The organism is Pseudomonas sp. GW456-E7 (genome assembly GCF_059424105.1).
In genome coordinates this window covers 1-12,531 of sequence record NZ_JBWKZB010000020.1, presented here as the reverse complement: position 1 = coordinate 12,531, position 12,531 = coordinate 1, and the positions used below count along the sequence as shown (strand labels likewise).

16 protein-coding genes are annotated in these 12,531 nt (G+C 59.9%); 6 read left to right on the top strand and 10 right to left on the bottom strand.

What is annotated here, in order from left to right:
• Positions 1–25: 25 nt before the first annotated feature.
• From AC07YV_RS14650 to soxR, 6 genes are all read right to left on the bottom strand, one after another.
• Positions 26–598, bottom strand: a complete 573-nt coding sequence (locus AC07YV_RS14650) for a DUF6162 family protein (RefSeq protein ID WP_102700851.1) — start codon at positions 596–598, stop codon at positions 26–28.
• Positions 595–924, bottom strand: coding sequence for a hypothetical protein (locus AC07YV_RS14645; protein ID WP_095968110.1), 330 nt, complete (start codon positions 922–924; stop codon positions 595–597). Before AC07YV_RS14645 ends, AC07YV_RS14650 begins: the two co-directional genes overlap by 4 nt.
• A complete protein-coding gene (locus tag AC07YV_RS14640; protein ID WP_102700852.1) occupies positions 921–1,463 on the bottom strand; it encodes a PA2404 family protein in 543 nt (180 codons plus the stop codon). The genes AC07YV_RS14645 and AC07YV_RS14640 overlap by 4 nt, the downstream gene beginning before the upstream one ends.
• On the bottom strand, positions 1,460–2,662 hold the full coding sequence (locus AC07YV_RS14635) for a PepSY-associated TM helix domain-containing protein (protein WP_102700853.1): 1,203 nt from the start codon (positions 2,660–2,662) through the stop codon (positions 1,460–1,462). Before AC07YV_RS14635 ends, AC07YV_RS14640 begins: the two co-directional genes overlap by 4 nt.
• A 240-nt stretch (positions 2,663–2,902) precedes the next feature.
• Entirely contained in the window at positions 2,903–3,361 is a 459-nt protein-coding gene (locus AC07YV_RS14630; RefSeq protein WP_102700854.1) for a VOC family protein, read from the bottom strand.
• A gap of 126 nt (positions 3,362–3,487) precedes the next feature.
• Positions 3,488–3,943, bottom strand: a complete 456-nt coding sequence (gene soxR, locus AC07YV_RS14625; protein ID WP_102700855.1) for a redox-sensitive transcriptional activator SoxR — start codon at positions 3,941–3,943, stop codon at positions 3,488–3,490.
• A 95-nt stretch (positions 3,944–4,038) separates the two neighbouring features.
• Between soxR and AC07YV_RS14620 the strand changes: the two genes are divergently transcribed.
• The 5 genes from AC07YV_RS14620 (at position 4,039) to AC07YV_RS14600 (ending at position 8,751) form a co-directional block, all read left to right on the top strand.
• Entirely contained in the window at positions 4,039–4,410 is a 372-nt protein-coding gene (locus AC07YV_RS14620; RefSeq protein ID WP_102700856.1) for an antibiotic biosynthesis monooxygenase, read from the top strand.
• 117 nt (positions 4,411–4,527) lie between these two features.
• Positions 4,528–4,797: a hypothetical protein gene (locus AC07YV_RS14615; RefSeq protein ID WP_007973410.1), complete on the top strand. Its 270-nt coding sequence runs from the start codon at positions 4,528–4,530 to the stop codon at positions 4,795–4,797.
• Between the two features lie 101 nt (positions 4,798–4,898).
• Complete coding sequence (locus AC07YV_RS14610) at positions 4,899–5,513, top strand: LysE family translocator (protein WP_102700857.1); 615 nt, start codon at positions 4,899–4,901, stop codon at positions 5,511–5,513.
• Positions 5,514–5,719: 206 nt separating this feature from the next.
• On the top strand, positions 5,720–6,877 hold the full coding sequence (locus AC07YV_RS14605) for a cysteine desulfurase family protein (protein WP_102700858.1): 1,158 nt from the start codon (positions 5,720–5,722) through the stop codon (positions 6,875–6,877).
• Between the two features lie 65 nt (positions 6,878–6,942).
• The gene (locus AC07YV_RS14600) at positions 6,943–8,751 is read left to right on the top strand and encodes an aminopeptidase P family protein (protein ID WP_102700859.1); all 1,809 of its coding nucleotides are present in this window, start codon (positions 6,943–6,945) and stop codon (positions 8,749–8,751) included.
• 83 nt (positions 8,752–8,834) lie between these two features.
• Here AC07YV_RS14600 and AC07YV_RS14595 read toward each other — a convergent pair whose 3' ends face one another.
• Together AC07YV_RS14595 and AC07YV_RS14590 are read right to left on the bottom strand one after the other, a co-directional pair.
• Positions 8,835–9,425: a 2-hydroxychromene-2-carboxylate isomerase gene (locus tag AC07YV_RS14595; protein WP_102700860.1), complete on the bottom strand. Its 591-nt coding sequence runs from the start codon at positions 9,423–9,425 to the stop codon at positions 8,835–8,837.
• Positions 9,426–9,461: 36 nt separating this feature from the next.
• Entirely contained in the window at positions 9,462–10,190 is a 729-nt protein-coding gene (locus tag AC07YV_RS14590) for an SDR family oxidoreductase (protein WP_102700861.1), read from the bottom strand.
• A 91-nt stretch (positions 10,191–10,281) separates the two neighbouring features.
• Here AC07YV_RS14590 and AC07YV_RS14585 point away from each other — a divergent pair, with 91 nt between their 5' ends.
• Positions 10,282–10,842, top strand: coding sequence for a TetR/AcrR family transcriptional regulator (locus tag AC07YV_RS14585; protein ID WP_102700862.1), 561 nt, complete (start codon positions 10,282–10,284; stop codon positions 10,840–10,842).
• A gap of 14 nt (positions 10,843–10,856) precedes the next feature.
• Here the strand turns inward: AC07YV_RS14585 and AC07YV_RS14580 are convergent, their stop codons facing one another.
• Together AC07YV_RS14580 and rhtA are read right to left on the bottom strand one after the other, a co-directional pair.
• Positions 10,857–11,138, bottom strand: a complete 282-nt coding sequence (locus AC07YV_RS14580) for a hypothetical protein (protein WP_007973400.1) — start codon at positions 11,136–11,138, stop codon at positions 10,857–10,859.
• A 168-nt stretch (positions 11,139–11,306) separates the two neighbouring features.
• Positions 11,307–12,194 (bottom strand): threonine/homoserine exporter RhtA, encoded by an 888-nt coding sequence (gene rhtA, locus AC07YV_RS14575; protein ID WP_102700863.1) that lies wholly within the window; start codon positions 12,192–12,194, stop codon positions 11,307–11,309.
• Positions 12,195–12,531 lie beyond the last annotated feature (337 nt).

Sequence of the window (12,531 nt, the reverse complement as noted above, 5' to 3'; positions counted from 1 at the left end):
TCTTCTCTCGGGTGAGGGCGAGGGGTCAATGCCGGTGCTGGCGGGTCACGCCGGCATCGAATTGCGCGACGATCTGTTGCCAGCCGGCGCTTTCGAGCGCGCTGTCGCTGAGGTCGGCCGGAGCGGTGAGCGTGCCGACGCGGTTGAGCCAGATGTCCGGAGCGTCATCGGTGGCGGTCAGGCGCATCAGGAATGAACCGGCGACCGTCGGCGTCTGGCTCTGGCCGAAGTAGGCCTTGGCGTTGAGCAATTGCCAGTCATGGCTGCCACGGCTGACGGAGCTGGCATCCCGGGCAAACGGGGCAAAACCCTCGTCGGCGAGGGCCTCGGGAGTCGGCAGGGTTTGCTGTTCCTGGCGCAGCAAATGAATCTCGTCCAGGGTCACCCGCAAATCGGCGTAGATGCCTTGCTCGGCAGCGCTGAGATCGCGGCGTGCATCCAGTTGGTGGCTGTTGACGCTGCTCACCTCATGGGATTCCCCGCGCCAGAGCACCACCGAACCTGCGACCGCAAGGATCATCAGGCACAACAGCAGGACGTAGAGGGTTTCGTGGCCGGCACCCGCCGGGCGCACGACTTGGGTCGTTGAAGTATTCATGGCGCCTGGATGTCCGCTTGGTCGATTTCCACCACGTGACCGGGGCCTGCGTCGAACAGCACGTAGAACTCGGCGCCGGGTTTCTTGAACGTCAGGGTCGAATCGGCTCCGAGTTTGCCTGGCACCAGAATGGTTTCGTCGTAGCCGATCACATCGAGGGTCACGCCGGGAGCGCCGCTGCCGTCGGAAAAACCACCGGTGCATTTGATCTGCTCGGCGTCGATGGCCTTGCATTCGCACATAGGGTTGTGGGCCAGGGCACTGGCGCTGAAGCCGGCGCAGAGCAGCAGCAACAGGGTGTTGAGTGGACGAAGCGGGTTGATCATGGTTTGCCTCCTTGTTTGTTCAGCCAGGCGATGGTGGCGGGAGAGGCCTGGCTCAAAGGAATGGATGCCTGATGCATGGCGCCGTCCCAGCCTTCCATGGTGATCCACAGCTCGGCGTCGGCCGTGGTCTTTTCCGGGACGGGCAGTGAGGCGCCCATGCGGTACGGCGTGCCGAAGAAAATCACGCCGGCGGCGCGCAGGCTGCGGGGTTTGCCGATGCGCAGGTAGGTGGCCTTGACCTGTCCGATACAGGCCTCGCACAGGGCTGCGTTGAAACCCTTCATGTAGCCGGCCGGGCCATCGAGCGTGGGGGCGGCGTTGCGCAACTCCGCCAGGCGCAGGCTCCAGGGGCCGACCTGGACTTCGCCGACTTCGCGTTCGCCCAGGCCACTGTCGCCACGCATCAATGCTTCATCTGCGAAGTACTTGGGCATGAAACCGAGCGGAATCAGCAGCAACAGGACGTTCAGGTGAAAGCGCCATTTGTGCCAGAACACGCTCAGGCGCGAGGGTTGTGAGACCGCAATGTCTTTGCTCACAGGTTGGCCTCCGATGTTTCCTTGCGGGTGGCCGGCTGCGCCGTGGCGCCGCGCGGTGTCCTGTTGCTGCGCTTGAAGGCATTGGCCGTGGCCAGTGCCGTGCGCTTGGTCCAGATCAGCAAGCCGCTGAGCACCATCATGCTCAGCAACAGGCCGAAGAACGCCCAGATCAGCTTGATCCACAGGCCACCGAAGTCGCCGGTGTGCAGCGGGCGCATGGACTCGGTGACGAACTCCAGGGTCGAACGGTCCGAAATCAGGCGCGAGGCGGCGATTTCGCCGGTGTACGGGTTGAGGGTCGCGGTCTGGAACATCAGTGGATACCAACCACGTCCCCCGACATCCAGATGGCTGTAGGCATTGCCCGGCAGGCTGACGAAGCTGGCTTCCAGCCCGGAGATCTTCTGCGTGGCGATTTCAATCGCGCGATCAAGGTCGATGCGCGGCGGGGGCGACCCATCGGGCGAAAGCGGTACCGCTTCGCGGGACATCGCCGGAATGATCTTTTCCGTGGAGATGGAAATCTGGTTGTCGAACAGCAAGGCCTGGATCAGGAACCAGGTGCCGGTGATGGAAATCACCGCGATGAACCAGATCGACCAGATGCCGCTCAAGCGGTGGAAGTCGCCCCAGAAAATCCGCGCACCGTGGCGAATCCGCAGGGTCGGGCGGAAAAAGCCTTTCCAGAAGCGTTTGTAGACCACCAGCCCGGTGACCAGCGAAGCCAGCAGCGGCAAGCCGAGAAAGGACACCAGGTACCAGCCCCAACTGTAACCGTTGGTGAACGGCACCAGCCACCAGCCGTGCAGCGCCCGGGTGAAGGCGCGGAAGTTGAACTCCGGCGCGACGCCCTGGATCACGCCGCTGTATGGATTGACATAAATCACCACCGAGCGTCCGTCGGGATAGCTGACTTCGACATCCAGCGCGAAGTGCGACTCGTCGGGCCGACTGATGCTCTGCACCACGGTCTGCGGTTCGGCCTTGTTGATGGCCTCGATGACCTGCTGATAGCTGAGCAGCGGTGCATCGTCCGAAGGCTGGCTGGCGCGCATGGACGGGTTGGCCAGCCAGACGATTTCCTGGCTGATCACCGCCAGGGTGCCGGTCACGCAGACGATCAGCACGAAAAACCAGATCGGCAGCGCCAGCCAGCTATGGACCAGGAACCAGATTTTTGAACGGGATTTCTTTGACATATTGAAGGTCTTGCCTGGATGAGAGGCAGCTCGGCTGCGGGCTTCGCAGGGATGAGCGCCCTGAAGGTCCAGTCGTGGCTTTTGCCTACGCGACAGGACTGCATCTAGATAAGACGGATGAGCAAAGGAAATCCCGAAAGAGAAAATGAAAGTAAATGTTTCGCATTACCAGGAGGATGGGGCGGGGCCCCTGTGGGAGCGAGCCTGCTCGCGAAGAGGCCCGCTCCGGCATCGAAGATTTCAACCCTGCTGAAACATCTCCTTCGCCCGTTGTTCAATCTGTTCCTGAGTCAGGTTTTCCTTGCGCGTCGCCAGGAACCACAGATGCCCGTAGGGATCTTTCAAGGTCCCCGAGCGATCGCCGTAAAACTGATCCTTGACCTCGGATACAACGGTGGCACCGGCATTGATGGCCTGTTTGTAGGACTTGTCGACATCCGTCACATACAAATGCAGACCCACGGACGGCGAATTGTCCGGATTGCTCAGCGGTCCCTGATCGCACGGTGTGCCCAGCATGATCGGGCAATCGCCGATGCGCAGTTCGGCGTGACCGATGCCACCATCGGGCATGGCCAGGCGCATGACCTCAATGGCGCCGAAGGCTTTCTTGTAGAAATCGATGGCTTCGGCAGCTTTGTGGATGCCCAGATAGGGGGTGATGCTGTGATACCCCTCCGGAATGGGTTTGACACTCATGATGGATCTCCCTGTTCTTGTTCTGTGAGTGGAAAGTACCTGCTTCGTTGTACAGCCGAATAAATATAGGCCAGCCGCTTTCGCCTCACCGAACGCCCGACGAGCAGCAACGCCATATAAGTGCCATCAGGTCGGCTCCAACCAGTGCGCTCCCGGCCCGCGCTCCCCCAGCACATCACCTGCGTTGCGCAGTGGACAGGCCTCCATCGACAGGCAACCACAACCGATGCAGCCGTTCAGCCGATCGCGCAGCAGGGTCAGTTGGTTGATGCGCTCATCCAGATCCCGGCTCCATTGCGCCGACAGGATTTTCCAGTCCGCCGCCGTCGGCGCCCGGTTGTCGGGTAGCGACTTGAGCGCTTCGCCGATCTCCGCCAAAGGAATCCCCAGGCGCTGGGCAACCTTGATCAATGCCACCCGTCGCAGCACTTCCCTGGGGTAGCGGCGCTGGTTGCCCTGATTGCGGTTGCTCTTGATCAGCCCTTTGGACTCATAGAAATGCAGCGCCGTGACCGCCACACCGCTACGTGCCGCGACCTGGCCGACGGTGAGTTCCTTATGCAGGTTTTGCGGGGTGATCATTTAAAAATTGCCTCTTGACCTCTAGTTAACTAGAGGTTTTACCCTGCACGCCTTCGGATCGCAAGATTCGCCTTCCTGTGAGTGGGGGACATTTCATGCAAGCCTCAGCGAAGAATCGCAGCTTTACCCAGCTGATCGAGTTCCAGATCGAGCCGCATCAACAACCCGCGCTGGTGTTGGCCTTGTCGGCACAGACCGAACATCTGGCCCGACACCACCGCGGCTTTCTCAGTGCCAGCATCCAGGCCAGTGACGATGGCCGGCGCGTACTCAACTATCTGCAATGGCAAACCCGCGAAGCAGGGGAGGCCGCGTTCCAGGCCTTTGAAAACGGCGAACAGGATTTCTGGCAGTTGATCCGCGTCCATCAGGCGAAGTCAGTGACCTTCGGATCGTTCCAGGTGCTGCACAGCCTGGAGCGCAGTCACGACAACGCACTGCATTGCAGTCTGGTGGGCGAGTGTTGATAAGGACAATGATCGCCATTTCCTGATAGCCACTATTGAAAGCGTTGATTTCTGCTACCCGGGAGGCGCGGGTAGCCTGTGTTCATTGCCTCGAACCCAGTCGCCAGGACGCCAGAAATGAAACCGATGATCGCCACTTTGCTGATGCTCGCCGTCTCCGTACTCGCCGGATGTGCCAGCCATGTTTCCCCGGAGCTTCGGCCTTACACGGCTGAAGAAAGCAAAGAACTGGCGCTGGAGGCGCTGAACCGTCGCGGATTGTCCTTCGACGAATACCACGCGAAGAAAGCCGAATTGCTCGGCCAGCCGCAAAAGTCGTTCAGCTACGACAACCAGGGGGAAATGAACGCCGGGCGATCTGTACAGCTTCACGGTCGTCCAAGCTGAAGCAAAACTGTACTGCTCCAAGTTTCGCGTAACTGTCCATGGGTTTCGCCCAAGGTGTGCGATAGGGTCAACACCTGACCGACCCTGACGGACTGCCACCCATGACGCTCTCACTCGACCTGCTGCTGGGCTTTGCCCTGTTCGCCCTCGTCACCTCGATCACACCCGGTCCGAACAACACCATGTTGCTGGCTTCCGGGGTGAACTTCGGCTTCAACCGCACGATTCCGCACATGCTCGGCATCACTTGTGGCTTCTTTGTACTGGTGGTGGCGGTCGGTTTCGGCCTTGGCGCGGTATTCCAGGCCTACCCTTTGCTCTACACCGTGCTGCGTTACATGGGGGCGGCGTATCTGCTGTACCTGGCGTGGAAAATCGCTCATTCCGGGCCCATGTCGGAGAGTCAGCAGAGCGAGGCGAAACCGATCAGTTATCTGGGCGCCGCCGCGTTCCAGTGGGTCAACCCCAAGGCCTGGATCATGGCCATTGGCGCCATCAGCACCTACACACCGATGCAGGGTTACTTCGTTAATGTGATCGTGATTGCGGCCGTTTTTGCCATCATCAACCTGCCGAGCGTCGGTGTCTGGGCCGCTTGCGGCACGCTGTTGCGCAACGTTCTGAAGGATCGCCGCTGGCTGCGTCTGTTCAATTGGGGCATGGCCGCGCTGCTCGTGGGGTCGTTATATCCGCTGTTGCTCGAAAGCTTTAGCTGACGCATTGCTTCAACCGGTTGCCCGATGCCTGTTAAGCTGACTTTTCAGGAGCGTTCCTACGCACTTTTAAATGAAGTAGTCCTTCTTTAACGGCATCCGATCAGGTATTGGTAACGTTCTGAAAACAGCGCGCAGCTCACAAGGCTGCGCTTTGCCGTTTACAGTCACGAGCTTCCTGATCCCGGAACACGCTCTGCGAGTCTTTTATGAACAAACGTCCGTTGTATTTCGATTACGCCGCCACCACGCCGGTGGATGAGCGGGTCATCAAGGTGATGGTCGAGTGTCTGGGCTTTACCGGCAATTTCGGCAACCCGGCCTCCAGCTCCCACGTCTTCGGCCAACAGGCCCGGCAATCGGTTGAGCAGGCGCGACGCCAGGTCGCCGAACTGGTCGGCGCGACACCTGAACAGATCGTCTGGACCTCAGGCGCGACCGAATCCAACAACCTCGCGCTCAAAGGCGTAGCCCAGGGCCGTGGCACTGGCGGTGGCCATATCATCACCAGCCAGATCGAACACAAGGCCATTCTCGATACCGCCAGGCAACTGCAGGATGCCGGTGTCGCCGTGACGTACCTGGTGCCGGATGCCGATGGGCTGATCACCGCGCAAGCGGTCAGCGAAGCCATGCGCGAGGACACTTTCCTGGTGTCGCTGATGCTGGTCAACAATGAACTGGGGACGCTCAACGATATTCCCGCCATCGGTCAGGTGGTGCGTGAACGCGGGGCGTTGTTCCATGTCGACGCCGCACAGGGCGCGGGCAAAGTGGCGATCGACCTCGGGCAGTGGCCGGTGGACCTGATGTCGTTTTCCGCGCATAAACTGTACGGCCCCAAAGGCATCGGTGCGTTGTACGTGGGTCCGCGTGCCCAACAACGATTGCAGGCGCAGATCCATGGCGGCGGGCATGAGGGCGGATTGCGTTCGGGCACCCTGGCGACCCATCAGATCGTGGCCATGGGCTCGGCCTTTGCACTGGCGGCCGCTGCGTTCGATGAAGAGAAAGCCACCATCGTGCGATTGCGTGAACGCTTGCTCGAGCAATTGCAGGGCATTCCCGGTGTGCGTCTCAACGGCAGCCCGACCCGGCGCATTCCCCATACCCTGAGCCTGACCTTCGCAGAAGGCGAGTTCAATCCGGCGGCGTTGCTGTCCTCGATCGCGTTTTCCGCGACCTCGGCCTGCAATTCCGCGAGCAATACCCCATCCCATGTGCTGCTGGCCCTGGGGCATGATGCCCGCTCGGCCAGCCGCACCATCCGCTTGAGCCTCGGACGTTTCACCACCGAGCAGGATATCGACCAGGCGGTTCAACTGATCAAGGCAGCCTGCGCCAGTGCTCCGGCATTCTGGCAATAGGGCGACGAAGCGCCGACGTTGATCGGCACTCAACAATAATGATGAAGTGGTTAGCAGGAGACACGATGAATACGCAGCTTTCGATCAATGGATCGGTGCCCCAGCGCCTGGCGCAAACCCGCGAACTGATGAGCCGGGAGGGCATTCACGCCTTGCTGGTGCCGTCGGCCGATCCGCACCTGTCCGAATACCTGCCGGGTTACTGGCAGGGGCGCCAGTGGTTGTCGGGTTTCCATGGTTCGGTCGGCACCCTGATCGTGACCCCGGATTTTGCCGGCGTCTGGGCCGACAGCCGTTATTGGGAGCAGGCGACCAAGGAACTCAAGGGCAGCGGCATTGACCTGGTCAAGCTGCAACCGGGTCAACCCGGGCCACTGGAATGGCTGGCCGAGCAAACCCCCGAGGGTGGCGTCGTCGCGGTCGATGGCGCGGTCATGGCCGTGGCCTCGGCACGGACCCTGGGCGCTAAACTTGAAGAGCGTGGCGCCCGCCTGCGCACCGACATCGACCTGCTTGGCGGCGTCTGGAGCGACCGCCCAAGCCTGCCGAACGAACCGATCTATCAGCACCTGCCTCCACAAGCGACCGTCAGCCGTGGCGAAAAACTCGCCAAACTGAGAGAAACCCTTCAGGCCCGTGGTGCCGACTGGCATTTCATCGCCACCCTCGATGACATCGCCTGGCTGTTCAACCTGCGTGGCGGCGACGTGTCGTTCAACCCGGTATTCGTTTCCTTCGCCCTGATCAATCAGCAACAGGCCACGCTGTTTGTCGCCCTGAGCAAAGTCAGTGCCGAACTGCGCGCCATCCTTGAACAGGACGGCGTGACCTTGCGCGATTACAGCGAAGTCGCTGCCGCACTGCGCGCCGTGCCGAGCGGCGCGAGCCTGCAAGTCGACCCGGCGCGGGTCACGGCGGGGTTGCTGGACAACCTCGACAGCGGGGTGAAGCTGATCGAGGGCCTGAACCCGACCACCCTGGCCAAATCGCAAAAAAGCCTGGCCGATGCCGAACACATCCGTCAGGCCATGGAGCAGGACGGCGCAGCACTGTGCGAATTCTTCGCCTGGCTGGACTCGGCGCTGGGCCGTGAGCGCATCACCGAACTGACCATCGACGAAAAACTCACCGCCGCCCGTGAGCGCCGTCCGGATTATGTATCGCTGAGCTTCAATACCATTGCCGCCTACAATGCCAATGGCGCGATGCCGCACTACCACGCCACCGAAGAGGAACACGCGGTCATCGAAGGGGACGGTCTGCTGTTGATCGACTCCGGCGGCCAGTACCTGGGCGGCACCACCGACATCACGCGGATGGTTGCGGTGGGCACCCCGACCGATGAGCAAAAACGCGATTGCACCCGCGTGCTCAAGGGCGTGATTGCCTTGTCCCGCGCGCAGTTCCCGAAAGGCATTCTGTCGCCGTTGCTCGATGCCATCGCCCGTGCGCCCATCTGGGCGGAAAGTGTCGACTATGGTCATGGCACCGGTCATGGCGTCGGTTACTTCCTCAACGTCCATGAAGGTCCGCAAGTCATCGCCTATCAGGCTGCGCCTGCGCCACAGACAGCGATGCAGCCGGGCATGATCACGTCCATTGAGCCGGGCACCTATCGTCCGGGCCGTTGGGGCGTGCGGATCGAAAACCTGGCGATGAACCGTGAGGCAGGCAAAAGCGAATTCGGAGAGTTCCTGAAGTTCGAAACGCTGACCCTGTGCCCGATCGACACCCGCTGCCTGGAAACCACGCTGCTGAGCGAAGACGAAAAGCAGTGGTTCAACGCCTACCACGCCGAAGTGCGCGAACGCCTGAGCCCATTGGTCGAGGGTGCGGCCCTTGAGTGGCTGAACACTCGTACCGCGGCTATTTGATTACTTTCAGTTCGGGCGCTGTCTCCAGCGCCCGGCTCATGTAGTCAACAAAGGCTTTGACCCTGGCGGCTGGTCATCGAGGTCTAACTCAGGGCTTCGAGCACGAAGTCCAGTCGATCCTGGCCGAAGTACAGCTGGTTATCGACAAACATGCTCGGTACGCCGAATATGCCGCGCTGAATCGCTTTCTCGGTATTGTCCTTGAGCGTCGCCTTGACGGTTTCGTCGGCGGTCAGTGCCAGTACCTCATTGGGATCGAAACCGTTGCCGCTCAGCACTGTTGCCACGGTTGCCGGGTCATTGAGGTTGCGTCCGTCGACCCACAGGGCCTTGAACAGGCAGTCAATGAAGGCGACAAAGCGCTCGGGATGGTGCAACTGAATACCGGTCACGGCTCGCATCAGCATGAGGGTGTTGATCGGGAAATGCGGATTGAATTTCAGTGGCACGCCATAGCGCCGGGCATAACGGTCGAGGTCCTGAATCATGTGGCGGCCTTTGGCCGGAATGGTCGCCGGGGAGGCGTTGCCGGTGGCCTTGAACACACCGCCGAGCAGGATCGGGATGTAGATCAGCTGGGTGTCGGTCTGCTCACAGATTGCCGGTAGCTGGGTATACGCCAGGTAAGTGGTGGGGCTGCCCAGGTCAAAAAGGAATTCCACGGTTTTGCTCATGGTCGGTGCGCTCTGCTTATTGTTGTAGGGGAGGGCTTACCAGCGTTCGCTCCAGGGGCGAAGGTCCAGCTCGAAGGTCCAGGCATCGCGGGGCTGGCTGTGCAGGTACCAATAGTTTTCGGCGATATGCTCGGGATTGAGGATGCCATCCTGATCCTTGGTAGCGTATTTCTCGGGAAAACTTTCACGGATGAAATCGGTATCGATGGCGCCATCGACGATGACATGGGCAACGTGAATGTTCATCGGCCCGAGTTCTCGGGCCATGCTTTGCGCCAAAGCTCGAATGCCGTGCTTGGCTCCGGCAAATGCGGCGAACCCGGCAGCACCACGCATGCCAGCGGTGGCGCCGGTGAACAGGATCGTGCCGCGCTGGCGCCTGGCCATGCGCTTGGCCACTTCACGGGCATTGAGAAAACCGGAAAAACAGGCCATTTCCCAGATTTTGAAATACTTGCGGGCGGTTTCTTCGAGAATGCTGCACGGCACGTTGGCGCCGATGTTGAAGACAAAGGCTTCGATGGGGCCGATCTGGCTTTCGATCTGCTCGACCAGCGCGATCACGTCTTCTTCTTTACGTGCATCGCAGGCAAACCCGTGGGCCTCGCCGCCATCAGCCTTGATGGCCTCTACCAGTGGCTGGAGCTTGTCCACGCTGCGGCGGGTGACGCAGGCGACAAACCCTTCCTGGGCAAACCGCTTGGCAATGGCGCCGCCCGTGGCATCACCTGCACCGACGACCAATACGACCTTCTTGTTATTCATGGGTTGATCCCTTTGGTAAACGATCGTTAACTAAACGAACGTTATGCTATGATTCGACAGACGTCAAGGTGAGCAATTCAGGGGAAAGGCAATGCGTTATTCGGCCAGTCACAAGCTGGAAACCAGGCAAAGGCTGCTGGAAAGCAGCGCGTTGTCGGCCAAGAAGTCCGGTTTTTCCACGGTGGGTGTAGACGGCCTGATGAAAGCCATTGGCTTGAGTGGTGGGGCCTTCTACAGCCACTTCTCATCGAAAGACGAGTTGTTCGCAACCATTGTCGAGCGTGAGTTGGGTCAAAGTCTGGCGCGGCTGGGGGAAGGACAGGACCGTGACAAGCTTGAGCGCTGCCTGAAACTGTACCTGAGCATGTCTCACGTCGAGAATCCGGAAACCGGTTGCGCGTTACCGGCATTGGGGGCGGAAATTGCCCGTTCCGATGTGAGTGTCCGCCAACAGGCAGAGCACTGGATTTGTCGCCTTCAGGAAAGTTGGGCGGGTGTCCTGCAAAGCGACAGCCTGGCGTGGGCAATTCTGTCGCAATGCATTGGCGCGTTGGTCGTAGCGCGTATGCTGGCTAGCCCGGATGTCCAGCGCACGGTGCTGAAGTCCAGCTACGATGAAATCGGCCGTCAGATCGCAAGTTCGGGAACCTGACGCGACGGCCCTGCCTATTTGCAGATGACAATCATGCTGCGGCTGGTATAACCCGCGGGATTGAGGCCGAACGGATAATCACCGGGCTCTTCCACGGCGTCTCCCGATTTGGCGATGACCTTGTACCCCTTGGGTGCGCAGGAGTTGGCAGCGCTGGCGTAGCACTTGTCCCAGGACGAAGACAGTCCGGAACAGTTGATGTGTAGCCCTTTCTTGCCGTGCTTGATCTGTGTGTCGGATGTCGCTGCGCAGCCCGCAATTGCAAGTACGGCGATCAGCATCAAAAATCGTTTCATTACTGTCCTTATAGCGTCCCCGGATCTTGTGCCCGGGTCTGGCTGCATTCGCTTTCGCTTGAAGCGTACCGATATCCCTATCTGAAATTGTCCATGGCATGACTCTGGGTGCGGGGCTAAACATGGCCTAATTGAGCGGCAAATACCAGACCTGCGTTATATCTGCTATCAATCTGCCGCGACTGCTGGCCTGGTGGAATTGCCCATGGTCATGGTTGCACCGACGGAGGCCAAAATGATGCACATGATTGCCATCCACTGCGACAGCGAGAGGTATTCATGAAGGAACAACAAGCCTGATAACGCGCCGAAGGCGGGCTCGATGCTCATCAGCGTACCGAAGGTTCTGGCAGGCATGCGGGTCAGGGCGACCATCTCCAGGGTGTAGGGGAGGGCGGTGGACAAGACGGCGACGCCGAGGGCTATGGGGATCAATGAAGGGGTCAGCAACGCGGAGCCGGCATGGACAATACCGATAGGGGCTACGAAGAGCGCAGCGATCATTACCCCCAGCGCGGCGGTTTGCACGCCATTATCGGCCCCCGCTTTTTGCCCGAACAAAATGTACAGTGCCCAGCAGACCCCCGCCCCCAAGGCATAACCGGCGCCTACCAGATCGATTCCTGCGCTCGCTTCTCCAGTCGGTATCAGTAGCAGCAAGCCGACGGCGGCCAGGGCGATCCACAAAAAGTCGATCGCGCGACGCGAGGCGTAGATCGCCACGGCCAATGGACCGGTGAACTCAAGCGCCACCGCGATGCCCAGCGGTACGGTTTGCAATGACATATAGAAGAGGAAGTTCATGCCGCCCAGTGCCATCCCGTAGACGATGACAGTGCGCAGGGACCTTGCGGTGAGCTTTGCCCGCCATGGACGCAGTATCAGCATCATGATCACACTGGCAAAAATCAGGCGTAATGTTGTCGTCCCTTGAGGGCCGACAACGGAGAACATGCTTTTGGCCAGGGAGGCTCCGGACTGGATCGACGCCATGGCTATGAGCAGCAGCCCAACCGAGAACAGGGTAGAGGCCAGGCTGCGGGGCTGATCATTCATTAGGTGGCATCGTCCGGAATATGGGAATCAAGGGCGTTTCTATTTGTGTTGGGCAATATACTGCGCATTCCCCGCAGGCGCGTCTATATATAAGCAGTGTTTTTGCACATATCGGTAGAAAGCCTGAATCAGTGCTTGACGGCAGATTCTGGAGGCCTATAATTCGCCCCACTTCCGGCGCAGTCGAAACGGAAAACTCCTTGGTAAACAAAGAGTTACGCAGTTTTCGACAGCAGGTTGCTTCAGGTCATCGAAGCCGAAAGGAAGTTGAAAAAGAGGTGTTGACAGCAGCGAGTAACGCTGTAGAATTCGCCTCCCGCTGACGAGAGATCGAAAG